This is a genomic window from Streptomyces sp. NBRC 110028 (genome assembly GCF_001417735.1).
In the GTDB taxonomy this organism is placed as follows: Bacteria; Actinomycetota; Actinomycetes; order Streptomycetales; family Streptomycetaceae; genus Streptomyces.
This window is the reverse complement of sequence record NZ_BBUZ01000031.1, coordinates 171,209-194,307: the sequence shown is the minus strand read 5'-3', so window position 1 is coordinate 194,307 and position 23,099 is coordinate 171,209. Positions and strand designations below refer to the sequence as shown.

The following is a 23,099-nucleotide window of genomic DNA, read 5'->3' as shown; positions in this document are numbered from 1 at the left end:
GGCCCGGGTCAGGTGTCGGCCAGCGCCAGCAGCTTGGTGACGGTGTTCCAGTTGCGGGCGGTGGCCGTCACCCCGAGCCGGGAGTTGGTGAGCTTCGCGGCCAGCTTGGAGCGGCCGATTCCGTACGGGCAGAAGAGGTAGATCTCCCGCCCGATGAGCCGGAACTCCTCCGGCGCGTACGCGGCCGGGTCCAGCGCGTCCAGCGCCGAGGTGTCGGTGGGCGCGTCCGACAGGAAGATCACATGCAGGGTCTTGGGCTCGGCCGCGGCCGCGGGGTACGGGTTGGCGTCGACGACGGCGGCCAGCTCGTCGCGGGTCCGCACCATCACGGGTACCGAGAAGCCCAGGTCGGCGGCGAAGGCGTCCTCGAGCGCGCGGGCCGTCTGGTCGGGCGGGGTGCCGGGGTCGGCGAAGACGATGTTGCCGCTCTGCAGGTGGACGGTGACGCCCTCGAACCCCAGCTCGGCCATCAGCGTGCGCTGCCGCGCCATCGGGAACGTGTTGTTGCCGCCTACGTTGATGCCGCGCAGCAGCGCTATCCGGGATGACATGGGCGGAACTCCTGACGCCTGTGGCCGGTGCGGTGGGCCTGAGGGGAGCGTACCCGCACCGCACCGGGAGCGGCACGGCATCATGGGGGCGTGCGGCTGGAAGCGATCACCTGGGAACGGCTGACCGACGCGACCGCCGACCGCATCGCCGGGATGACGGCGGCGGACGGCGGCCCCTGGCTCAGGGTGGCGGTCGACGGCGCGCCCGCGGCGCGTCCCGGGGAGCTGGCCCGGGACCTGGCGGAGGCGCTGCGGATGCGTGGGCGCCCGGTGCTCGTGGTCGCGGCGGCGGGGTTTTTGCGGCCCGCGTCGCTGCGCTACGAGTACGGGAAGCGGGACGCCGACGCGTACTACGACCGCTGGCTGGACACCGGGGCCCTGTGGCGCGAGGTGTTCACCCCGCTGGAGCCGGGGCCGGGCGGCACCGGGCGGGTGCTGCCCGACCTGTGGGACCCGGCGACCGACCGGGCCACCCGCAGCCCCTACGCCGAACTGCCGCCGGGCGGGGTGCTGCTGCTGCACGGCGCGCTGCTGCTGGGGCACTGGTTCCCGTTCGACCTGTCGGTGCATCTGTGGCTGACGCCGGGCGCCCTCGGCCGCCGCACCGAGGAGGACGAGCGCTGGACGCTGCCCGCCTTCGCGCGGTACGAGGAGGAGGTGCGGCCCGTGGACAGCGCGGACGTGGTGGTGCGGGCGGACGACCCGCGGCATCCGGCCTGGCACCGCCCGGGACCGTAGGCCGTCCGCCCGCCCGCGCGCTACTTCTTCTGCGGGCATTCCTTCCAGGCGAAGTGGTAGGTGGTGCTCACGTCGCCGTCCGTCGAGTCCATGGTCATGAAGCTCGTCGTGTCCTTGGTGTTGGACGATCCGGCGTTGACCCGCAGCTCGGTGTTGATGTTGAAGTTCCGCAGCTCGCCACAGGGGGACCAGACCACGGTGGCGATGTCCGCCTTGTCGGTGACCTGCCAGTTGTCGTCGTAGGCGCCGGCGAAGTCATGCGAGGCCGATGTCGTCTGCGACTGCCCCTGGAAGTAGTACGAGGCCTTCTCGGTGGCGGACGCGCCCTTCTCCAGATGGGCGTAGCCCCGGTAGTCGACGCTGGCGATGGCGTAGGAGAAGCCCTGGGGCACATGCGTGACCAGATTCAGCTGACAGTTCTTCCTGAAGTCGGTCGGCTTGGCCCCCTTGCCCACCTGGGCCAGGTAGTCGCTGTACGTCACCGTGAACGCGGTGTTGTCGGGAGAGACCGCCACCGCCGCCGTTCCCGCCGGACAGCCCGATCCGTTGACGGTCGCGACGGTGATCACGATCTTGTCGGGTGGCACGGTCTCGAACGGTGGTTGCGCGTATGCCTGGGAGGTGAGCGTCGAGGCGAATAACGCCGCGGCCACACCGCCCGCGTACAGAACACCGGGCATGATTCTCCATTCGATGGTGGATTTCCCCGCGCTGCTGGGGAGGACCGCCTCGCCGGAAGGACTACGGGCATTCCTTCCAGGCCAGGTGGTAAATGGTGTTGGCTCCGCCGTCCGTCGAGTCCATGGCCATGAAGCTGGTGGTGCCGTTCGCGGACGTTCCCGCGTTCACCCGGAGTTCGGTGTTGATGTTGAAGTTGCGGTCCTGGCCGCACGGCGCCCATACCAGCGCGCTGTATTCCGTGGCGTCGGTGGTCTGCCAGTTGTCGTTGTACGGGCCGCCGAACTCATGGGTACGCGATGCCGTGTCCGACGACCCCTGGAAGTAGTAACTCGCCTTCTCGGTGCCCTTCGCGCCCTTTTGCAGCGAGCCGTAGCCGCGGTAGTCGACCTGGGCGATGGCGTAGGTGAACCCCTGCGGTACGTGAACGCCCAGGTTGAGCTGGCAGTTCTTACGGATGTCGGTGGGGTCCGAGCTGGGTCCGACCTGCGCGAGATAGTCGCTGTAGGTCACGGTGAAGGCCGTGTTGTCACCGGCGACGGCCACCGCGGCGGTCCCTTTCGGGCAGCCCGAGCCGTTCACGGTCTTGACGCTTATCTGGATCTTTTCCGGCGGAGCATCGGGGGCCGAGGAAACACCTTGAGCGGAAAAGGCCGAGGCGAATAACGCCGCGGCCGCGCCGCCGGCGAGCAGAACACCGGACATGGCTCTCCAATTCGATCATCGGGGGACGTGGTTGAGCCGTGAAGGAACGCGTTCGTCTTTCGGGTGTGAGCGGGGAAGGCGCGAGCGAGGAAGAGCGGAGGAAGAGCGGAAGAACGAAAGAGCTTCACCGCGTACCGGAATGTGCTTGCGTTACATTCTCGCCGGGGTGGGGCCCGCGAGCGCTCCCAAGGTAAGGGGGGAGGGTGGTCATGACAAGATGGCGACGCATTTCATCGGCAAAATATCTTCCAAACCGGTAACCGGAGAACCCGTCCGGTCAGAAAAGCGGTTGCGGAAGTACCCCTTCCAGAGCCAGGAGGGTCCGCTTGGTCTCCAGTCCGCCGCCGAAGCCGCCTATACCGCCGCCGCTCTCCACGACGCGATGGCAGGGAACCACCACCGGCAGCGGATTGCTGCCCATGGCCACCCCGACCGCGCGGGCGGCGGCCGGCTCGCCGACCCGGCGGGCCAGGTCCTGGTAGCCGACGACCGTGCCGTACGGAACGTGGGCGGCCAGCTCGCGCAGCACCCGGCGGTTGAATCCCGCGGACAGGGACCAGTCCAGCGGCAGGGTGAACGCGCGGATCCTCCCGGCGAAGTAGCTCTCCACCTGACCTGTCGCCTCGGTGAGACGCGCACCGGGCTCCGGCGCGGGACCGGTGCCGAGACGGCGGGTGAGCCGGTCGACGGCCCCGGCCGCCGTCGTGCGATCGGCGTGGAAGACCACGTGGACCAGCCCCTGGCCGGTGGCCGCGAGCAGCAGGGGACCGATGGGCGTGTCGGACACCGCCCAGGACCACTCGTGGGTCTCCTGCCGCTCCGGCCGCCGCTGCTCGTTCGTCACACCCTCAGCCTAGGCGGGGGGTCCGACAGCGCCCCGCCGTCCCATCGCCGTCGGTGGGCGTCAGCGGGCGTCGTCCAGCGCCTCCCGCACCACGTCGGGCTTGTTGGTGATGATCCCGTTCACCCCCATGTCCGCGACCTTGACCGCCGTCGGGCCGTCGTTCACCGTCCAGGTGTAGACCTCCAGCGGACGCCCGTGCGCACCGCGCACCGCCTGGATCTCCTTCACGTACGAGGCGTCGATCGTCGTGTGGCTCGGGTTGATCTGGTCGGCGAACTCCGCGTACCGCGGCAGATCGGCGACGGCCGGGGTGCCCAGGAAACCGGTCTTGACGTCCCGCCGCAGCCGGTGGACGGTCTGGACGGAGTCGGCGCTGAAGCTCTGCACGATCAGCCGCTTGAGGTGCTTGCGGTCGAGCCAGCCCTCCCGGCGCAGCTCGCGCAGCGCCTGCCGCTCGATGCCCGGGTACAGTTCCGGCGCCTTGACCTCCATGAGCAGCTTCTGGTGGTTGTCCGAAACCCGGTCCAGGTACTCCTCCAGGGTCGGCACCGGCTCGCCCGCGAACTTCGGCCCGAACCAGCTGCCGGCGTCCAGTTTCTCGATCTCGTCCAGGGTGAAGTCGGAGATGTTCCAGGGGGCGCGGTCCGGGAAGACCTCCTCGGCGTCGGTGGTCCGGTTCAGTGTCGTGTCGTGCATGACGATCAGCTCGCCGTCCCGGGTGCGCTGCACATCGTTCTCCACCCAGTCGATGCCCAGGTCATCGGCGGCGTCGACGGCCGCCAGGGTGTTCTCGGGGGCGTAGCCGGAGGCTCCCCGGTGCGCCACCGTGACGGTGTGGTGGTGCGACATGCCGGGGGCGGCCTGCGCCGCCGTGGGGAGCAAGAGCGCGGAGACCCCCAGGAGAGTGCCGGATAAGGCGGCGGCGGGGCGGATCTGCATACGGACTCCTCGCGTCGTCTGACTCGCGGACGGCCGAAGCGTGCCAGACCCGCCGTACGGAGGACAGTCACAGAAAAGCCGTACATTGATCCATTCCGTACCCCTCCCGGATCCGGACCATGGCACGGGCCGCGGAACGGGCGCGGGACGGCGGGGGAGGGAGCCCGGGACCCGGTCGTCCGGTCGTTGTCGGTGGCGAGTCGTACGGTGGGTCTCATGCGGCCCGTGACTCAGATCGAACGCAAGGTGGCGCCCTTCGAGGTCGTCAGCCCGTACCAGCCCAGCGGCGACCAGCCGACGGCCATCGCCGACCTGGACCGGCGCATCCGTGGCGGTGAGAAGGACGTCGTGCTCCTCGGCGCGACCGGCACCGGCAAGTCCGCGACCACCGCGTGGATGATCGAGAAGCTGCAGCGGCCCACGCTCGTCATGGCGCCGAACAAGACGCTGGCGGCCCAGCTCGCCAACGAGTTCCGCGAGCTGATGCCGAACAACGCCGTCGAGTACTTCGTCTCGTACTACGACTACTACCAGCCCGAGGCGTACGTACCGCAGTCGGACACCTACATCGAGAAGGACTCCTCGATCAACGAGGAGGTCGAGCGGCTGCGCCACTCCGCGACGAATTCGCTGCTCACCCGGCGCGATGTGGTCGTGGTGGCGTCCGTCTCCTGCATCTACGGCCTGGGCACCCCGCAGGAGTACGTGGACCGCATGGTGCCGCTCAAGGTCGGCGAGGAGATCGACCGCGACCAGTTGCTGCGCCGCTTCGTGGACATCCAGTACGCCCGCAACGACATGGCGTTCACCCGGGGCACCTTCCGGGTCCGCGGCGACACCATCGAGATCTTCCCGGTCTACGAGGAGCTGGCGGTCCGGATCGAGATGTTCGGCGACGAGATCGAGGCGCTGTCGACACTCCACCCGCTCACCGGCGAGGTGATCAGCGACGACCAGGAGCTGTATGTGTTCCCGGCCAGCCACTACGTGGCCGGGCCCGAGCGCATGGAGAAGGCCATCGCCGGGATCGAGTCCGAGCTGGAGCAGACCCTGGCCCGGCTGGAGAAGCAGGGCAAGCTGCTGGAGGCCCAGCGGCTGCGGATGCGCACCACGTACGACATCGAGATGATGCGGCAGATCGGCACCTGCTCGGGCATCGAGAACTACTCGCTGCACATCGACGGCCGCGAGACCGGATCCCCGCCGCACACCCTCCTCGACTACTTCCCGGAAGACTTCCTCCTGGTCATCGACGAGTCGCACGTCACCGTGCCGCAGATCGGCGCGATGTACGAGGGCGACGCGTCCCGCAAGCGCACGCTGATCGAGCACGGCTTCCGGCTGCCCTCCGCGCTCGATAACCGCCCGCTGAAGTGGGAGGAGTTCCTGGAGCGGGTCGACCAAACCGTCTACCTCTCCGCGACCCCCGGGCCGTACGAGATGTCCCGCGGCGACGGCTTCGTGGAGCAGATCATCCGGCCGACCGGCCTGGTCGACCCCGAGGTCGTGGTCAAGCCCACCGACGGCCAGATCGACGATCTGATCCATGAGATCCGCACCCGCACCGAGAAGGACGAGCGGGTCCTCGTCACCACCCTCACCAAGAAGATGGCCGAGGACCTGACCGACTACATGCTCGAACTGGGCATCCAGGTGCGCTATCTGCACAGCGACGTGGACACCCTGCGCCGGGTGGAGCTGCTGCGCGAGCTGCGCGCCGGCGAGTACGACGTCCTGGTCGGCATCAACCTGCTGCGGGAGGGCCTGGACCTGCCGGAGGTCTCCCTGGTCGCCATCCTCGACGCGGACAAGGAGGGCTTCCTGCGCTCCGGTACCTCCCTGATCCAGACCATCGGCCGCGCCGCCCGTAACGTCTCGGGCCAGGTGCACATGTACGCCGACAAGGTCACCCCGGCGATGGAGAAGGCCATCGACGAGACCAACCGCCGCCGGGAGAAGCAGATCGCGTTCAACGAGAAGAACGGGATCGACCCGCAGCCCCTCCGTAAGAAGATCGGCGACATCGTGGCGACCCTCGCGCGCGAGGAGATCGACACCAAGGAGCTGCTGGAAACCGGCTACCGCAAGTCGGCGGACAAGGGCAAGGGGCAGGCGAAGGCGCCGGTGCCCGCCCTGGCCTCCCACAAGCCGGGCGGCAAGGCCGCGAAGGGAGCCGGGGACGGCGCGCTGACCGACCGTCCGGCCGCCGAACTGGCCGAGCTGATCGAGGAGATGACCGCCCGGATGAGGGCCGCGGCGGCGGAGCTCCAGTTCGAGGTCGCGGCCCGGCTGCGGGACGAGGTCGGGGAGCTGAAGAAGGAGCTGCGGCAGATGAGGGAGGCCGGGCTGTCCTGACTCCTGGGGCGGTTGGGCTCGCTGAGGTTCCGCTGTGGTCCCGCTGTGTTGCAACACCGACACAAAAGCCCGCTCGCCTGGCCGGAGTCCCCGCGGCCGTGCATAGGGTTTCGGGAGGGCCGTGCACACGGCGCGGCCGCGGCCGCGCCGCGTCGGTGGCCACGGGGAAACCGAGAGACGAGAGTAGGGACAGCGCGTGACGGTCAACATGTCCAAGGGACAGGCCATCAGCCTGCAGAAGGCCGACGGGGGCACCCTGACCGCGGTGCGGATGGGACTGGGCTGGCAGGCGGCGCCCCGCCGCGGACTGTTCGGCTCCCGCACCCGTGAGATCGACCTCGACGCGTCGGCGGTGCTCTTCGCCGACAAGCAACCGACCGACGTCGTCTTCTTCCGTCATCTGGTGAGCGACGACGGCTCGGTGCGCCACACCGGCGACAACCTGGTCGGCGGCGCCGGGCAGGGCGGCGACGACGAGGCGATCCTCGTCGACCTGCAGCGGGTGCCGGTGCACATCGACCAGATCGTCTTCACCGTGAACTCCTTCACCGGCCAGACCTTCGCCGAGGTGCAGAACGCGTTCTGCCGGCTCGTCGACGAGACCAACGGCCAGGAGCTGGCCCGCTACACCCTCACCGGCGGCGGGCAGTACACCGCACAGATCATGGCCATCGTGCAGCGCGCGGGCGGCGCCTGGCAGATGAAGGCCGTGGGCGAGCCCGCCAACGGGCGCACCTTCCAGGACCTGATGCCGCACATGGTGCCGCACCTGTAAGCGGAGCGGTTCTCCCGTCGGCCCGGTGGTGCGCATGCCCACCGGGCCGACGCGCTCACGCGGCACGGTCCGCACACCACCACGCGCACAACGGAACGCACAACGGAACACAACGAGGGGGACGCACGATGACGGCCGAGCTGGTCCGTGGGCAGAACCACCCGCTGCCCCAGACCCGTTTGGAGATCCGGATCTCGGCGGGCAATCCGATCGTGGCCGGGGCGACACTCGGGGACGAGCGGGGCACGGTGCGGGGCGCCGAGTGGGTCGCGCACCCCGCCTCGCCGCAGCTGCCCGGCGTCGAAGTGTCCAAACAGGCGGCGGCCGACCACCGGCTCGCCGTCGACCTCGACGCGCTGCCCGAGGGCGTCCACCGGGTGCATGTGCTGCTCGCCCTGGTGAGCGAGTCCGGTGGCCCGGCCCGGTTCGGCGCCATGGCCGCGCCGTCCGTCGTCGTCACCGGCCTGGATGGCACCGGGGTGGCCGGTTACACCATCACCGACCTGGACGCGGAGTCCGCGGTGATCGCCCTGGAGCTGTACCGCAGGCAGGGCGTCTGGAAGGTGCGCGCGGTGGGCCAGGGGTACGCGGGCGGGCTGGCCGAGATGCTGCGGGACCAGGGGCTGTCCCGGGCCGCCGGGCTGGCCGCCGAGATCAACGACGCGGTGGCGCGCGGCGTGGCCCGCTCGGTGGCCCAGCCCCCGCCGCGTGCCGCCGGGGACGACGGCCGGATGCGTACGGCCACGGCGGGCGCAGGGCCCGCACCGGACGCCCCGCCCCAGACCCCGTCACAGGCCCCGCCCCAGACCCCGTCACAGGCCCAGGCGGGGCCTCCGGCCGCCGCGCAGCCGCCGTCCCCGGCGGGCGGCACGGCTCCGGGCGGGCGGGTCGACTACCGGCACCCCCGGCGCCGTACCGCCGCGCCGCCCACGCCCCCGCCCACCGCGCCGCCCGCCCCGCCCGGGGAGCCCGCGAGGCCCGTCGCGGGTGACGCCTCCGGCTGGACCATGGACGAGCGGCTCTACAACCAGGTCTGGGGCATGTTCGAGGACCTGGCCCGCACCGCGGCCGCCTATCGCAGCGCCGTCGACTTCGCCGAATCCCGGATGGAGCAGGAGCTGGACAAGGTGCTCTCCGACCCCCGCACCCGGGTCGGTCCCGCGGCCGACGCCGCCCGTGCGCAGGCCCGCGCCAAGCAGGCCGGTCTGGTGGAGCAGGCCCGGGCCGCCCTCGACCGCGACCTGGCGCAGCTGGCCGCCGAGTCCGAGGTGGTCGAGCCCGCGCTGCCGCCCGCGTACGCCCGCTGGGACAGCCCGGTCTGGCAGGGCTACCAGGTGCCGATGGAGATCCCGATGGCACTGCGCCTGGGGGATCTGCACCTTCCGGAGCGCACCGATCTGCGCATCCCCATGCTGGTGCGGCTGCCGCTGGAGCGCGGTCTGTGGATCGACGCGGGGCGCACCGGCTCGGCCCGCGGCGCGCTGCTGGACTCCGGTGAGCTGCGCGGGCTGGCCGCCGAGACGGCGGTGGCGCACGCGGCGCGGCTGCTGGCGGTGCATCCGGTGGACGAGTTCGCGGTGCGGGTGATCGACCCGGCGGGCTCGGCCGCGGCGTCGCTGGCCCCGCTGCTGTCGTCCGGTGCGCTGCGTGAGCCGCCCGCGGCCGGGGCGGCGGGGGTGTCCTCGGTGCTCGCCGCGCTGATCCGGCGCGTCGACCTGGTGCAGATGGCGATCCGCAGCGGGGCCACCGACGCGCTGCCGCCCGACCTGGACCTCGCCCAGCAGCTGCTGATCGTCCACGACTTCCCGCACGGGTTCGACGACCGGGCCGTGACCCAGCTGCGCTATCTCGCCGACGAGGGGCCCTCGGCCGGGGTGCATCTGATGATGGTCGCCGACCGGGAGGACGCGCAGGCCTACGGGCCGGTGCTGGACCCGCTGTGGCGCTCCCTGCTGCGGATCACTCCGGTCGCCGACGATCACCTCGCGGATCCCTGGGTCGGCCACGCCTGGACGTACGAGCCGTCGCTGGTCCCGGCCGGCAGCGGGGTACTGCGGCAGGTGCTGGATCAGGTGGGGCGGGCCCGGCAGGCGTACGGACGCTGATCGCGAAGATCGTCTACGTCCGACCGAAGATCACCAAGCGCCCGTCACCCCGTCAGAACCCGGCCTGAGCTTGGTATTTGCCTTTTTCTTTACTCTTTCATGGGTTTTCCTGTACTCTTCTTTACGCGGAGGGGAGTACTCCTTAGCGGTGTTCCCGTCATCACGGGCCGCGCCCGAGCACCTTGAGTCGGGTCGGGCGCGGTCCCGGGGTACCGGTCCGTGGCGCGAGCCCGGGCGGAAGAGACCTCCGGCAGCGACGACGCTGAAATTGCCGTACGAATGCCGGAGGATCCGTGGACGTTTCCGTGGCCATGTGGGGGCTGACGATTGTCGGTCTCTGCGCTCTGATCGCTGTCGACTTCTTCATCGGTGGCCGCAAACCGCATGAGGTCTCCCTCAAGGAGGCCGGTATCTGGACCACCGTGTGGATCGTCCTCGCCGGGCTCTTCGGGCTGGGGCTGCTGGTCTTCGCGGGCGGCCAGCCGTCCGGCGAGTTCTTCGCGGGCTTCATCACCGAGAAGTCGCTGAGCGTCGACAACCTCTTCGTCTTCGTCCTGATCATGGCGAAGTTCTCGGTGCCGACGATCTATCAGCAGCGGGTGCTGATGGTGGGCGTGCTGATCGCGCTCGTGCTGCGCGCGGTCTTCATCGCCGCCGGCGCCGCGATCATCTCGACCTTCGCCTGGGTCTTCTACATCTTCGGCGCCTTCCTCATCTGGACCGCCTGGAAGCTCATCCAGGAGGCGCGCTCCGATGAGGAGGAAGAGGAGTTCGAGGAGAACCGCCTGCTCAAGGCGGTCGAGAAGCGCGTCCCGTCCACCGACCAGTACCACGGCACCAAGCTGTTCATCATGGAGAACGGCAAGCGGCTGATGACGCCGATGCTGATCGTCATGCTGGCGATCGGCACCACGGACATCCTCTTCGCGCTGGACTCCATACCCGCGATCTTCGGTCTGACCCAGGACCCGTACATCGTGTTCACCGCCAACGCCTTCGCGCTGATGGGACTGCGCCAGCTGTACTTCCTGATCGGCGGACTGCTGAAGAAGCTGGTCCACCTGTCGTACGGGCTGTCGGTCATCCTCGGCTTCATCGGCGTCAAGCTGGTGCTGCACGCCCTGCACGAGTCCGGGGTGCACGTCCCCCAGATCTCCATACCGGTGTCGCTGGGCGTGATCTGCGCGGTGCTCGCGATCACGACGATCACCAGCCTCTACGCCTCGAAGAAGCAGGCTCTGGCGGAGGCCGAGGCCGAGAAGGGCCGGGGCCGGGACAGGGACGGCGCCGACGTCTGACGCCCGCCCCACGGCCGACCGTCCGCTTGCCGGATGGTCGGCCGTCGGCGTCGTGTGCGGGCGCGGAGGGGGTGCTGCCGGCCGGTGCTACCAGCCGCGCTCGCGCCATTCGGCGAGGTGCGGGCGCTCGGCGCCGAGGGTGGTGTCGTCACCGTGGCCGGGGTAGACCCAGGTCTCGTCCGGGAGCCGGTCGAAGAGCTTGGTCTCGACGTCGTTGATCAGACTCTCGAACGCCTCGGGGTCCTTCCAGGTGTTGCCGACGCCGCCCGGGAAGAGGCAGTCGCCGGTGAACACGTGCGGATGGCCATGCGGGTCGTCGTAGATCAGGGCGATGCTGCCCGGGGTGTGGCCCACCAGATGGCGGGCGGTCAGCTCGACCCGGCCGACCCGCACCGTGTCGCCGTCCTCGACCGTCACATCGGTGGGCACCGGAATCCCCTCGGCGTCGTACCGGCCCGCCAGGGTGCGGGCGCCGGTGGCGTCCACCACCTCGCGCAGCGCGTTCCAGTGGTCCTGGTGGCGGTGGGTGGTGACGACGGACGCGATGCCGCTCTCGCCGATCAGTGACAGCAGGGTGTGCGGATCGGCGGCCGCGTCGATCAGCAGCTGCTCATCGGTGGCCCGGCAGCGCAGCAGATACGCGTTGTTGTTCATGGGGCCGACCGCGACCTTCGAAATCATCAGATCGGGCAGTTCGTGCACGTCCGCCGGTCCGCCGACCGTCACCACTCCGCTATAGGTCATGACCTCACCCTAGCGCCGGGAGGCCCGGCGGCGTGGGCTCGGGGGCAAGGATGCGGGCGGGGAATACCAGGGACGTGATGCGCCTTTTATCCCGTAGCGCCCGCCACACGATCGGGTGAACCAGGCACGCTGGCCCGGCAAATCGAATGTGCGTGCTATAGGCTCGGTGTGCTGCATCCTTAAGACATCGCCGTGGCGCCCCCATACCCTGGGTCGGGGGCTTCGCTCCGCCTCCGTCCTGTCCGTCGGAAGATCCGGCGGGAGGGGAATCGGGAGCGGGCCCGGCGCACCCACCTCTCCTCAAGAAAGGTGCCGACCGGCGTGGCCGACCGTCTCATCGTCCGTGGGGCTCGTGAGCACAACCTCAAGAACGTCTCGCTCGACCTCCCTCGCGACTCCCTCATCGTCTTCACCGGGCTGTCCGGGTCGGGCAAGTCGTCCCTCGCGTTCGACACGATCTTCGCCGAGGGGCAGCGCCGCTACGTGGAGTCGCTCTCCTCCTACGCCCGGCAGTTCCTGGGCCAGATGGACAAGCCCGATGTGGACTTCATCGAGGGCCTGTCCCCGGCGGTGTCGATCGACCAGAAGTCGACGTCCCGCAACCCGCGCTCGACCGTCGGCACCATCACCGAGGTCTACGACTACCTCCGGCTGCTGTTCGCGCGCATCGGCAAGCCGCACTGCCCGGAGTGCGGGCGCCCGATCGCCCGCCAGTCGCCGCAGGCGATCGTGGACCGGGTGCTGGAGCTGCCCGAGGGCAGCCGCTTCCAGGTGCTCTCCCCTCTGGTGCGCGAGCGCAAGGGGGAGTTCGTCGACCTCTTCTCCGATCTGCAGACCAAGGGCTACAGCCGGGCCCGGGTGGACGGCACCACGATCCAGCTGTCCGACCCGCCGAAGCTGAAGAAGCAGGAGAAGCACACCATCGAGGTGGTCGTGGACCGCCTCACCGTCAAGGACAGCGCCAAGCGGCGGCTGACCGACTCGGTGGAGACCGCGCTCGGTCTCTCCGGCGGCATGATCATCCTGGACTTCGTGGATCTCGACGAGGACGATCCGCAGCGCGAGCGGATGTTCTCCGAGCACCTCTACTGCCCGTACGACGACCTGTCCTTCGAGGAGTTGGAGCCGCGCTCCTTCTCCTTCAACTCGCCGTTCGGCGCCTGCCCGGAGTGCACCGGGATCGGCACCCGGATGGAGGTCGACCCGGAGCTGATCGTTCCGGACGAGGAGAAGTCGCTCGACGAGGGCGCCATCCACCCCTGGTCCCACGGCCACACCAAGGACTACTTCGGGCGGCTGGTCGGCGCGCTCGCCGACGCGCTCGGCTTCCGCACGGACATCCCCTGGGCCGGTCTCCCGCAGCGGGCCAAGAAGGCGCTGCTGAACGGGCACCGCACCCAGATCGACGTCCGCTACCGCAATCGGTACGGCCGCCAGCGCGCGTACACCACCGCGTTCGAGGGCGCGGTGCCGTTCGTCAAGCGGCGCCACTCGGAGGCGGAGAGCGACAGCAGCCGGGAGCGGTTCGAGGGCTATATGCGCGAGGTGCCCTGCCCCACGTGTGAGGGCACCCGCCTCAAGCCGATCGTCCTCGCGGTCACCGTGCAGGAGCGGTCCATCGCGGATGTCTCCGCGATGTCGATCAGCGAATGCGCCGAGTTCCTGCGGAACATGGAGCTGACCGCCCGCGAGAAGACCATCGCCGAGCGCGTCCTCAAGGAGGTCAACGAGCGGTTGCGGTTCCTGGTCGACGTCGGCCTGGACTATCTCTCGCTCAACCGGGCGGCGGGCACGCTGTCCGGCGGTGAGGCCCAGCGCATCCGGCTGGCCACCCAGATCGGCTCCGGTCTGGTGGGCGTGCTGTACGTGCTGGACGAGCCGTCGATCGGCCTGCACCAGCGGGACAACCACCGGCTGATCGAGACGCTGGTGCGGCTGCGCGACCTGGGCAACACCCTGATCGTCGTCGAGCACGACGAGGACACCATCAAGACCTCGGACTGGGTGGTGGACATCGGTCCGGGCGCGGGTGAGCACGGCGGCAAGGTGGTGCACAGCGGGCCGCTGAGCGAGCTGCTGGTCAACGAGGAGTCGGCGACCGGCCACTATCTGTCGGGCAAGAAGGTCATCCCCCTGCCGCGGGCACGGCGTCCCATGGACCAGGCGCGGCAGCTGACGGTGCACGGCGCCCGGGAGAACAACCTCCAGGACATCGATGTGTCCTTCCCGCTCGGTGTGCTCACCGCCGTCACCGGCGTCTCCGGATCCGGGAAGTCCACGCTGGTCAACGACATCCTCTACACCCATCTGGCCCGCGAGCTGAACGGGGCGAAGACCGTCCCCGGGCGGCACACCCGGGTCGCCGGCGACGACCTGGTCGACAAGGTGGTCCATGTCGACCAGTCGCCCATCGGCCGTACGCCGCGGTCCAACCCGGCCACGTACACCGGGGTCTTCGACCATGTGCGCAAGCTGTTCGCCGAGACGATGGAGGCGAAGGTGCGCGGCTATATGCCCGGGCGCTTCTCCTTCAACGTCAAGGGCGGCCGCTGTGAGAACTGCTCCGGCGACGGCACCATCAAGATCGAGATGAACTTCCTGCCGGACGTGTATGTGCCGTGCGAGGTCTGCCACGGCGCGCGCTACAACCGGGAGACCCTGGAGGTGCACTACAAGGGCAAGTCCATCGCCGAGGTGCTGGACATGCCCATCGAGGAGGCGCTGGACTTCTTCGAGGCGGTGCCGACGATCGCCCGCCATCTGCGCACCCTCAACGAGGTCGGCCTGGGGTATGTGCGGCTCGGCCAGCCCGCGCCGACCCTCTCCGGTGGTGAGGCGCAGCGGGTCAAGCTGGCGAGCGAGCTGCAGAAGCGGTCCACCGGGCGGACGGTCTATGTGCTGGACGAGCCGACCACCGGTCTGCACTTCGAGGACATCAACAAGCTGATCAACGTGCTGTCCGGACTGGTCGACAAGGGCAACACGGTGATCGTCATCGAGCACAACCTCGATGTGATCAAGACGGCGGACTGGGTCGTCGACATGGGCCCGGAGGGCGGCAGCGGCGGCGGTCTGGTCATCGCCGAGGGCACCCCGGAGGAGGTGGCCTCGGTCCCGACCAGCCACACCGGGAAGTTCCTGCGGGACATGCTGGGCGAGCGGGTGAGCGACGCGACGGTGCCGGTGGCCCGCACGGGCGGCGGCACGAAGAAGGCGTCCGCCAAGAAGGCCCCCGCCAAGGCGACCGCCAAGAAGGCCGCTGCCAACAAGAGCGCCGCCGACAAGAGCGCCGCCAAGAAGACCGTGGCCAAGAAGACCGCCTCGAAGCGGGCAGCCGCGAAGTAGGCACGCGATGCGCCGCGCCCGGACCGGGCGCGGCGCACTCTTACGTGCTCCTACGCCCGCTTACGCCAGCTCGGCGGCGTACGGCGGTTCGGCGCCCGCCCGGGAGCAGGTGATCGCGGCGGCGCGGGCGGCGAAACCCAGGACGTCCCGCCAGGCCGCCTCGCCCAGCTTGGCCACCGAAGGCGCCGACAGCGCGTCATGCGCCGCCAGCCGGTGCAGCAGCGCGGCGTTCACGGTGTCGCCCGCCCCGATGGTGTCCACGATCTCCACCCGCTCCCCGGGCACGGACCAGCGGGATCCGTCCTGGCACAGCACGCTCAGCCCGTCCCCGCCCCGGGTGCAGACCACGGCCGCCGGTCCGGCCGCCGCCCACTCCCGTATCGCCGCTTCGACGGCCTCGTCGGACTCCGCCGGGGCGTCCCCGGAACCGGCCAGCCAGCGCGCGTCCTCGACGGACAGCTTGAGCAGCCCGACGTACGGCAGCCAGCCGCGGAAGCGGGCCCGGTAGGCGTCCGCGTCGGGGATGAGCCCGGTGCGGATGTTGGGGTCGAGCGCGGTGAAGACGCCGCGCCCGGCCTCGCGCCGCAGCAGCGCCTCGTACGCGCTCGCGCCCGGCTCCAGCACCAGCGAACAGGTCCCCAGGGACAGCGCGGTGGTCCCCTCGGGCAGGGCCGGGGGCAGCTCGAAGAGCCGGTCCGCGGTGCCCTGCACATAGAAGCCGAAGCCCGCCGACCCGTCGGCGCCGATCGACGCGACGGCGAGGGTGGTGGGCTCCGGGCCCCGCTGCACCAGGGTGGTGTCCACCCCGTCCTTCCGCAGCCGGGACAGCAGCGCCTCGCCGAAGCCGTCCGTGGAGACCCGTGAGCAGAACGCGGTCGGCACACCGAGCCGCCCCAGCGCCATCGCGGTGTTGTAGGGGCCGCCGCCGCGTGCGGGACGCAGCGCGGGCAGCTCGTCGCCCGTCGCGGCGGGGGCCGCGTGGTCGGGCACGAGATCGATCAGGGCTTCTCCGGCGACGACGATCACGGGAGGGGGTCCTTTCCTGGGAGCGAGGGGTGGCCGGCGGTTTCGGGCGCGGGTTCGGGGGCGCAGCCGCAGGACGTGCGGTGGACGAAGGCGCAGGGCAGCCGCACGGTGCGCGGCGGTCGCTCCGGATGCTCCAGCCGGTCCAGCAGCAGCCGGACCGCGGTGCTGCCGATCTCCCGGCTGGGCTGGGAGATCGCGGTGAGCCCGGGGGAGAAGACATCGGCCCAGGAGAAGTCGTCGAAGCAGACGAGCGCCAGATCGCCCGGGACGGTGCGGCCCGCCGCCCGCAGGGCGCGCAGCGCGCCGATCGTCATCGCGTTGTTGGCGGTGACGATCGCGGTGGGCGGCTCGTCGGAGGCCAGCAGCCGGTGGGTGGCGTCCTCCGCGCCGCGTGCCTCGGAGTGGCCGTCCGCCAGCAGCCCGGGGTCGAACGCCAGGCCGCTGTGGTGCAGTCCGGTGCGGTAACCGTCGATCCGCTCGACCGTGGTGCTCAGCCCCGGTAGACCCGCGACCATGCCGATGCGGGTGTGGCCCAGCTCGGCGAGGTGGCGCACCAGTTGTTCGAGGTGGAACGCGTTCTCGGCGCCGACCTGGTCGTACGGATGGTCGTGCCCGTTGCCGATCAGCCGGTCGAGGAAGACGCACGGGACCCCGCGCCGGGTCAGATAGCCGATCAGCTCGGCGGGCTCGGTGGACGGCGCGACGATCACTCCGTCCACCCGCCGTTCGTGGAGCAGCTGGACGACCTTCCGCTCATGGGCCGGATCGTCGTGCGGATCGGCGATCAGCAGGCTGTAGCCGTGTTCGAGGGCGCTGGACTCGACGCCCCGCAGGATCTCGGTGAAGTACGGATTGCTGATCGCCGAGACGGCCAGCCCGATCGAGCGGGTGCGGGCGGTGACGAGGGAGCGGGCGAGCGTGTTGGGGGTGTAGCCGAGGTCGTCGATGGCGTCCAGGACGGCCTGGCGGGTGTCCGGGCGCACCCGGCGGGTCTCGTTGACCACGTGCGAGACGGTGGCCACGGAGACACCCGCGCGCCGGGCCACGTCGACCATGGTCGCCATCCGCCCGCCCCTCCCCTCGGTGTGCCGCTCTTCTCGGCGTGCTGCAAGAACGTGGGGGAACGTATCGCATCGGCGACCGCGCGTAAACGCTTGCGCAAGCGTTTACGCGCGCCCTGGATCCGCCCGCGAACGGACCGATCCGTACCGGTATCGTCGTATGGCAGCACGCATCCGTACCGCCCTGCCCCGTGGAGCCCCCATGACCGGTCAGCCCGCCTCCCGACGAACCGTGCTGTGCGGAGCGGCGCTGGCCGGAGCCGCCGGGCTCGGGGCGGCGGCCTGCTCACCGGCGGGATCGGGCAAGAAGGCGTCCCCGACCCCCACCGCCCCCGTCGACCTCGGCGCGGCCGACGCCGTCCCGGCCGGGGGCGCGAAGATCTACCGCGAGGACCGGGTGGTCGTCTCCCGGACCGCCGAGGGCCGCTACACCGCGTTCAGCGCGGTCTGCACCCACCGGGGCTGCGTCGTGGACGCCGTCGAGGACGGAAAGATCAGCTGCCCCTGCCACGGCAGCGTCTTCGACGCCCGCACCGGCAAGGTCCTCCAGGGGCCCGCCACCGCCCCGCTGCCGTCCGTGCCGGTCAGGACGAAGGGCGGAAAGCTCGTCGCGGGGCCGGACGCCTGAGACCCCGGAACTGTCACCGCCCGCCAGTAGGGTGGTGACCATGGCCGACCCGAGCAGCTACCGCCCCAAGCCGGGACAGATCCCCGAGTCGCCGGGGGTCTACAAGTTCCGTGACGAGCACGGCCGGGTGATCTACGTCGGAAAGGCGAAGAGCCTGCGCCAGCGGCTCTCCTCGTACTTCCAGGACCTGGCGAACCTCCACCCGCGCACCCGGACCATGGTCACCACGGCCGCGGCCGTCGAGTGGACCGTGGTCTCGACCGAGGTGGAGGCGCTGCAGCTCGAGTATTCGTGGATCAAGGAGTTCGATCCCCGGTTCAACGTCAAGTACCGCGACGACAAGAGCTATCCGTCGCTCGCCGTGACCCTCAACGAGGAGTTCCCCCGGGTCCAGGTCATGCGCGGCCCCAAGAAGAAGGGCGTGCGCTACTTCGGCCCGTACGCACACGCCTGGGCGATCCGCGAGACCGTCGACCTGATGCTGCGGGTCTTCCCCGTGCGCACCTGCTCCGCCGGGGTGTTCAAGCGCTCCGCCCAGATCGGCCGCCCCTGTCTGCTCGGCTACATCGGCAAGTGCTCGGCCCCCTGCGTCGGCCGGGTCAGCGCCGCGGAGCACCGCGAACTCGCCGACGAGTTCTGCGACTTCATGGCCGGTCGCACCGGCACCTACATCCGCCGCCTCGAACAGCGGATGCGGGAGGCCGCGGAGGAGATGGAGTACGAGCGGGCCGCCCGGCTGCGCGACGACATAGGGGCCCTCAAGCGCGCCATGGAGAAGAACGCGGTCGTCCTCGCCGACGCGACCGACGCCGACCTGATAGCGGTCGCCGAGGACGAGCTGGAGGCCGCCGTCCAGATCTTCCACGTCCGCGGCGGCCGGGTGCGCGGCCAGCGCGGCTGGGTCACCGACAAGGTCGAGGCCGTCGACACGGCCGACCTGGTCGAGCACGCCCTGCAGCAGCTGTACGGGGAGGAGCGGGGCGACGCCGTGCCCAAGGAGGTCCTGGTGCCCGCCGTACCGGACCCGGCCGAGCCGGTCACCCAGTGGCTCACTGAGCGCCGGGGCTCCCGGGTCGATCTGCGCATCCCGCAGCGCGGCGACAAGAAGGACCTGATGGCGACGGTCCAGCGCAATGCCCAGCAGGCGCTGGCGCTGCACAAGACCAAGCGCGCCTCCGACCTCACCACCCGCTCGCGCGCCCTGGAGGAGATCGCGGAGGCCCTCGGTCTGGACTCGGCCCCGCTGCGCATCGAGTGCTTCGACATCTCCCATCTCCAGGGCGATGACGTGGTGGCGTCCATGGTGGTCTTTGAAGACGGGCTGGCGCGGAAGAGCGAGTACCGCCGCTTCCAGATCAAAGGTCGTGTCGGAGACGCGCAAATTTGGCACGGCGCGGGGCAGGACGACGTCCGCTCCATGCACGAGGTCGTCGGCCGCCGCTTCCGCCGCTATCTGCAGGAGAAGCAGAAGACGGGGGAGTGGGAGGAGACCGTGGAGCCCGCCCAGGAGGTGCCCGGCGAGCCCGCCCAGGAGGCCTTCGGCGAGCCCGCCCAGCAGCCCCCCGCCGGGCCCGACGAGGCCGTGGAGGGCAGCGGCAATCCCCTCGACGACGACGGCAGGCCCAAGCGGTTCGCGTATCCGCCCCAGCTCGTCGTGGTCGACGGCGGACAGCCGCAGGTCGCCGCCGCCAAGCGGGCGCTGGACGAGCTGGGCGTCGACGACGTGGCCGTCTGCGGCCTCGCCAAGCGGCTGGAAGAGGTCTGGCTGCCCGGCGACGACGACCCGGTGGTGCTGCCCCGCAGCAGCGAGGGGCTGTATCTGCTGCAGCGGGTCCGCGACGAGGCCCACCGGTTCGCCATCACCTACCAGCGCAGCAAGCGCGCCAAGTCGCTGAAGGCCGGGCCGCTGGACTCCGTACCCGGCCTCGGTGACAGCCGTAAGCAGGCCCTGCTCAAGCACTTCGGCTCCGTCAAGCGGCTGCGCGCCGCCACGGTCGAGCAGATATGCGAGGTGCCGGGCGTGGGCCGGAAGACGGCCGAGACCGTCGCGGCGGCGCTCGCCGGGGCGGCTCCGGCCGCCCCCGCGGTGAACACCGCCACAGGAGAGATCATTGAGGATGAGGCCGCAGCGTCGGCGCCGTCCGCGAACCGGGGGACGAGATCATGACAGAGCACGAGATCCACGGAGACGGAGCGCAGGTGAATACGGGCACGACGGGAGAGTCCGCCGAGGCGGCAGCCATTCCCGAGCTGGTGATCATCTCTGGCATGTCCGGCGCGGGCCGCAGTACCGCCGCCAAATGTCTGGAGGACCTCGGCTGGTTCGTGGTGGACAACCTGCCGCCCGCGCTGATCCCCACCATGGTGGACCTCGGCGCCCGCTCCCAGGGCAACGTGGCCCGCATCGCGGTGGTGGTGGACGTCCGCGGCCGCCGCTTCTTCGACAACCTCCGCGAATCCCTCGCGGACCTGGCCGCCAAGAACGTCAAGCGGCGCGTGCTGTTCCTGGAGGCGTCCGACGAGGCCCTGGTGCGCCGCTTCGAGTCCGTGCGCCGCCCGCACCCGCTGCAGGGCGACGGGCGGATCGTCGACGGCATCGCGGCCGAGCGCGATCTGCTGCGCGAGCTGCGCGGCGACGCCGATCTGGTGATCGACACCTCCAGCCTCAACGTGCACGAGCTGCGCGCCAAGATGGACGCCCAGTTCGCCGGTGAGGAGGAGCCGGAGCTGCGCGCCACCGTCATGTCCTTCGGCTACAAGTACGGGCTGCCCGTCGACGCCGACCTGGTGGTGGACTGCCGCTTCCTGCCCAATCCGCACTGGGTCCCCGAGCTGCGCCCCTTCACCGGGCTCAACGAGGAGGTGTCGGGCTACGTCTTCAACCAGCCCGGCGCCAAGGAGTTCCTGGACCGCTACGCCGAGCTGCTGCAGCTGATCGCCGCGGGCTACCGCCGCGAGGGCAAGCGCTATGTGACGATCGCCGTCGGCTGCACCGGCGGTAAGCACCGCAGCGTCGCGATGTCCGAGCGGCTGGCCGCCCGGCTCGGCGCCGAAGGGGTCGAGACCGTCATCGTCCACCGCGACATGGGGCGCGAGTGACGATCCGTAACGGGCGGCTGCGGCGGCTCGTCGGGGCCCGTACGGGCCGTAGCGCCCAGCCCAAGGTGGTCGCGCTCGGCGGCGGTATGGGCCTGTCCGCCTCGCTCGCCGCGCTGCGCCGGATCACCGGTGATCTGACCGCCGTGGTCACGGTGGCCGACGACGGCGGCTCCAGCGGGCGGCTGCGCGACGAGCTGGGGGTGCTGCCGCCCGGCGATCTGCGCAAGGCGCTGGCGGCCCTGTGCGGCGACGACGACTGGGGCCAGACGTGGGCCCGGGTCATCCAGCACCGTTTCATCAGCGAGGGGGAGCTGCACGGACACGCCGTCGGCAATGTGCTGATCGTCGCCCTGTGGGAGCAGCTGGGCGACCATGTGGCCGCGCTCGACCTGGTCGGCAAGCTGCTGGGCGCGCACGGCCGGGTGCTGCCGATGTCGGCGGTGCCGCTGGAGCTGCAGGCGTACGTCAAGGGCCATGACCCGGCGCGCCCGGACGAGGTGTCGACGGTCGCCGGGCAGGCCACCGTCGCCCTCACCCCCGGCGAGGTGCAGTCGGTGCACCTGGTGCCGAACGACCCGCCGGCGGTCCCCGAGGCGGTCGAGGCGGTGATGGACGCGGACTGGGTGGTGCTGGGCCCCGGCTCCTGGTTCTCCTCCGTCATCCCGCACCTCCTGGTGCCCGATCTGCTGCGGGCGCTCACCGACACCAAGGCCCGTCGGGTGCTCTCGCTGAATCTCGCGCCGCAGCCCGGCGAAACCGATGGCTTCTCCCCGCAGCGTCATTTGGAGGTTTTGGCCCGACACGCCCCTAAACTCGCCTTCGACGTGGTGCTGGCCGACGAGGCCGCCGTCCCCGACCAGAGCAGTCTGTGCGATGCCGCGAAGCGACTGGGCGGCACGGTCGAGCTGGCGCCGGTGGCCGCGACCGACGGTTCCCCGAAGCACGACCCGGAGCTACTGGCGGCCGCGTACGACCGTATTTTTCGGATGCATGGAAGGATCGGCCCATGGCGATGACGGCAGCGGTGAAGGATGAAATCTCCCGGCTCCCCGTCACCCGCACCTGCTGCCGGAAAGCGGAGGTCTCGGCGATCCTGCGGTTCGCGGGCGGCCTGCACCTGGTGAGCGGGCGCATCGTGATCGAGGCGGAGCTGGATACGGGCATCGCGGCCCGCAGAGTCCGCAAGGACATCCTGGAGATCTTCGGGCACTCCTCCGATCTGGTGGTGATGGCCCCGGGGGGCTTGCGCCGCGGCAGTCGGTACGTGGTGCGGGTGGTGGCGGGCGGTGATCAGCTGGCCCGCCAGACCGGTCTGGTCGACGGCCGCGGCCGGCCGATCCGCGGGCTGCCGCCGCAGGTCGTCTCCGGTGCCACCTGTGACGCCGAGGCCGCCTGGCGCGGGGCCTTCCTCGCCCACGGCTCGCTCACCGAGCCCGGCCGCTCGTCCTCCCTGGAGGTGACCTGCCCCGGTCCGGAGGCCGCGCTGGCGCTGGTCGGCGCCGCCCGCCGGCTGCAGATCGCCGCGAAGGCGCGCGAGGTGCGCGGAGTGGACCGGGTCGTCGTCCGGGACGGTGATGCCATCGGCGCGCTGTTGACGCGGCTGGGGGCGCACGAGTCGGTGCTCGCCTGGGAGGAGCGGCGGATGCGCCGCGAGGTGCGGGCCACCGCCAACCGGCTGGCCAACTTCGACGACGCCAATCTGCGCCGCTCGGCCCGGGCCGCCGTCGCCGCGGGGGCGCGGGTGCAGCGCGCGCTGGAGATCCTCGGCGAGGAGGTGCCCGAGCACCTGGCCGCGGCCGGGCGGCTGCGCATGGAGCACAAGCAGGCCTCCCTGGAGGAGCTGGGCGCGCTGGCCGACCCGCCGCTGACCAAGGACGCCGTCGCCGGCCGTATCCGCAGACTGCTCGCCATGGCCGACAAGCGGGCCCAGGACCTGGGCATTCCGGGTACGGAGTCGACCCTGACCGACGAGATGGCCGAGGGCATGGTCGGCTGACCGGCCGCCCGCCCCACACCCCGCGTCCCACACCCCGCGCCCCACACCCCGCGTCCCGCGCGTTCCGCGCCCCCGGTTTCCTGTGCGGAGCCGGGGGCGCGGTGCGTACAGATGGTCACATTGCCGGATCATCGCCGCGAGCCGGTGTTGACATGGTCATGGGTCGACATGAGGCTTATGCGTCGGCGCACCCACACGTCGGAACGACAGTC

19 protein-coding genes are annotated in these 23,099 nt (G+C 70.7%); 11 read left to right on the top strand and 8 right to left on the bottom strand.

Annotated features, from left to right (window positions below; genetic code table 11):
• Positions 1-8: 8 nt before the first annotated feature.
• A complete protein-coding gene (locus ASC60_RS24045) occupies positions 9-551 on the bottom strand; it encodes a DUF1697 domain-containing protein (protein WP_055554304.1) in 543 nt (180 codons plus the stop codon).
• A 90-nt stretch (positions 552-641) separates the two neighbouring features.
• On the opposite strand from ASC60_RS24045, the gene ASC60_RS24040 reads away from it, so the two are divergent.
• Entirely contained in the window at positions 642-1,289 is a 648-nt protein-coding gene (locus ASC60_RS24040; protein ID WP_055554302.1) for a hypothetical protein, read from the top strand.
• A 20-nt stretch (positions 1,290-1,309) separates the two neighbouring features.
• Here the strand turns inward: ASC60_RS24040 and ASC60_RS24035 are convergent, their stop codons facing one another.
• The 4 genes from ASC60_RS24035 to ASC60_RS24020 form a co-directional block, all read right to left on the bottom strand.
• Positions 1,310-1,969, bottom strand: a complete 660-nt coding sequence (locus ASC60_RS24035) for a DUF4360 domain-containing protein (protein WP_055554300.1) — start codon at positions 1,967-1,969, stop codon at positions 1,310-1,312.
• 61 nt (positions 1,970-2,030) lie between these two features.
• Positions 2,031-2,672 (bottom strand): DUF4360 domain-containing protein, encoded by a 642-nt coding sequence (locus tag ASC60_RS24030; RefSeq protein ID WP_055554298.1) that lies wholly within the window; start codon positions 2,670-2,672, stop codon positions 2,031-2,033.
• Positions 2,673-2,949: 277 nt separating this feature from the next.
• Positions 2,950-3,516, bottom strand: a complete 567-nt coding sequence (locus tag ASC60_RS24025; protein WP_055554296.1) for a methylated-DNA--[protein]-cysteine S-methyltransferase — start codon at positions 3,514-3,516, stop codon at positions 2,950-2,952.
• 60 nt (positions 3,517-3,576) lie between these two features.
• On the bottom strand, positions 3,577-4,455 hold the full coding sequence (locus tag ASC60_RS24020; RefSeq protein ID WP_055554294.1) for a glycerophosphodiester phosphodiesterase family protein: 879 nt from the start codon (positions 4,453-4,455) through the stop codon (positions 3,577-3,579).
• 216 nt (positions 4,456-4,671) lie between these two features.
• On the opposite strand from ASC60_RS24020, the gene uvrB reads away from it, so the two are divergent.
• From uvrB to ASC60_RS24000, 4 genes are all read left to right on the top strand, one after another.
• Complete coding sequence (uvrB, locus tag ASC60_RS24015) at positions 4,672-6,810, top strand: excinuclease ABC subunit UvrB (protein WP_055554291.1); 2,139 nt, start codon at positions 4,672-4,674, stop codon at positions 6,808-6,810.
• 196 nt (positions 6,811-7,006) lie between these two features.
• Entirely contained in the window at positions 7,007-7,585 is a 579-nt protein-coding gene (locus tag ASC60_RS24010) for a TerD family protein (protein ID WP_055554289.1), read from the top strand.
• Positions 7,586-7,713: 128 nt separating this feature from the next.
• Complete coding sequence (locus ASC60_RS24005) at positions 7,714-9,690, top strand: TerD family protein (RefSeq protein ID WP_055554287.1); 1,977 nt, start codon at positions 7,714-7,716, stop codon at positions 9,688-9,690.
• Positions 9,691-9,983: 293 nt separating this feature from the next.
• Positions 9,984-10,988: a TerC family protein gene (locus ASC60_RS24000; RefSeq protein WP_055554285.1), complete on the top strand. Its 1,005-nt coding sequence runs from the start codon at positions 9,984-9,986 to the stop codon at positions 10,986-10,988.
• Between the two features lie 87 nt (positions 10,989-11,075).
• Here ASC60_RS24000 and ASC60_RS23995 read toward each other — a convergent pair whose 3' ends face one another.
• Entirely contained in the window at positions 11,076-11,732 is a 657-nt protein-coding gene (locus ASC60_RS23995) for an MBL fold metallo-hydrolase (RefSeq protein WP_055554283.1), read from the bottom strand.
• 321 nt (positions 11,733-12,053) lie between these two features.
• Between ASC60_RS23995 and uvrA the strand changes: the two genes are divergently transcribed.
• Positions 12,054-15,077: an excinuclease ABC subunit UvrA gene (uvrA, locus tag ASC60_RS23990; RefSeq protein ID WP_055554440.1), complete on the top strand. Its 3,024-nt coding sequence runs from the start codon at positions 12,054-12,056 to the stop codon at positions 15,075-15,077.
• A gap of 60 nt (positions 15,078-15,137) precedes the next feature.
• On the opposite strand, the gene ASC60_RS23985 is transcribed toward uvrA, so the two are convergent.
• Positions 15,138-16,103, bottom strand: coding sequence for a carbohydrate kinase (locus ASC60_RS23985; protein WP_055554281.1), 966 nt, complete (start codon positions 16,101-16,103; stop codon positions 15,138-15,140).
• Positions 16,100-17,167, bottom strand: a complete 1,068-nt coding sequence (locus tag ASC60_RS23980; RefSeq protein WP_055554279.1) for a LacI family DNA-binding transcriptional regulator — start codon at positions 17,165-17,167, stop codon at positions 16,100-16,102. The genes ASC60_RS23985 and ASC60_RS23980 overlap by 4 nt, the downstream gene beginning before the upstream one ends.
• Before the next feature lie 199 nt (positions 17,168-17,366).
• On the opposite strand from ASC60_RS23980, the gene ASC60_RS23975 reads away from it, so the two are divergent.
• Genes ASC60_RS23975 through whiA form a run of 5 tightly spaced genes read left to right on the top strand, consistent with a single transcriptional unit; the run spans position 17,367 to position 22,887 of the window.
• The gene (locus tag ASC60_RS23975; protein ID WP_055554277.1) at positions 17,367-17,792 is read left to right on the top strand and encodes a Rieske (2Fe-2S) protein; all 426 of its coding nucleotides are present in this window, start codon (positions 17,367-17,369) and stop codon (positions 17,790-17,792) included.
• A 40-nt stretch (positions 17,793-17,832) separates the two neighbouring features.
• Positions 17,833-19,959: an excinuclease ABC subunit UvrC gene (gene uvrC / locus ASC60_RS23970; protein WP_055554439.1), complete on the top strand. Its 2,127-nt coding sequence runs from the start codon at positions 17,833-17,835 to the stop codon at positions 19,957-19,959.
• The gene (gene rapZ / locus ASC60_RS23965) at positions 19,956-20,891 is read left to right on the top strand and encodes an RNase adapter RapZ (RefSeq protein ID WP_199831033.1); all 936 of its coding nucleotides are present in this window, start codon (positions 19,956-19,958) and stop codon (positions 20,889-20,891) included. Before uvrC ends, rapZ begins: the two co-directional genes overlap by 4 nt.
• A complete protein-coding gene (yvcK, locus tag ASC60_RS23960; RefSeq protein WP_009718796.1) occupies positions 20,888-21,907 on the top strand; it encodes a uridine diphosphate-N-acetylglucosamine-binding protein YvcK in 1,020 nt (339 codons plus the stop codon). The genes rapZ and yvcK overlap by 4 nt, the downstream gene beginning before the upstream one ends.
• Positions 21,898-22,887 (top strand): DNA-binding protein WhiA, encoded by a 990-nt coding sequence (gene whiA, locus ASC60_RS23955; protein WP_055554275.1) that lies wholly within the window; start codon positions 21,898-21,900, stop codon positions 22,885-22,887. Before yvcK ends, whiA begins: the two co-directional genes overlap by 10 nt.
• Positions 22,888-23,099 lie beyond the last annotated feature (212 nt).

Coding starts and splice junctions, on each gene's coding strand:
- ASC60_RS24030 (WP_055554298.1), bottom strand. CDS start 2,672: ATGTCCGGTGTTCTGCTCGCCGGCGGCGCGGCCGCGGCGTTATTCGCC.
- rapZ (WP_199831033.1), top strand. CDS start 19,956: ATGACAGAGCACGAGATCCACGGAGACGGAGCGCAGGTGAATACGGGC.
- whiA (WP_055554275.1), top strand. CDS start 21,898: ATGGCGATGACGGCAGCGGTGAAGGATGAAATCTCCCGGCTCCCCGTC.
- ASC60_RS23980 (WP_055554279.1), bottom strand. CDS start 17,167: ATGGCGACCATGGTCGACGTGGCCCGGCGCGCGGGTGTCTCCGTGGCC.
- ASC60_RS24035 (WP_055554300.1), bottom strand. CDS start 1,969: ATGCCCGGTGTTCTGTACGCGGGCGGTGTGGCCGCGGCGTTATTCGCC.
- ASC60_RS24045 (WP_055554304.1), bottom strand. CDS start 551: ATGTCATCCCGGATAGCGCTGCTGCGCGGCATCAACGTAGGCGGCAAC.
- uvrB (WP_055554291.1), top strand. CDS start 4,672: ATGCGGCCCGTGACTCAGATCGAACGCAAGGTGGCGCCCTTCGAGGTC.
- uvrC (WP_055554439.1), top strand. CDS start 17,833: ATGGCCGACCCGAGCAGCTACCGCCCCAAGCCGGGACAGATCCCCGAG.
- ASC60_RS24005 (WP_055554287.1), top strand. CDS start 7,714: ATGACGGCCGAGCTGGTCCGTGGGCAGAACCACCCGCTGCCCCAGACC.
- ASC60_RS23975 (WP_055554277.1), top strand. CDS start 17,367: ATGACCGGTCAGCCCGCCTCCCGACGAACCGTGCTGTGCGGAGCGGCG.
- ASC60_RS23995 (WP_055554283.1), bottom strand. CDS start 11,732: ATGACCTATAGCGGAGTGGTGACGGTCGGCGGACCGGCGGACGTGCAC.
- ASC60_RS24020 (WP_055554294.1), bottom strand. CDS start 4,455: ATGCAGATCCGCCCCGCCGCCGCCTTATCCGGCACTCTCCTGGGGGTC.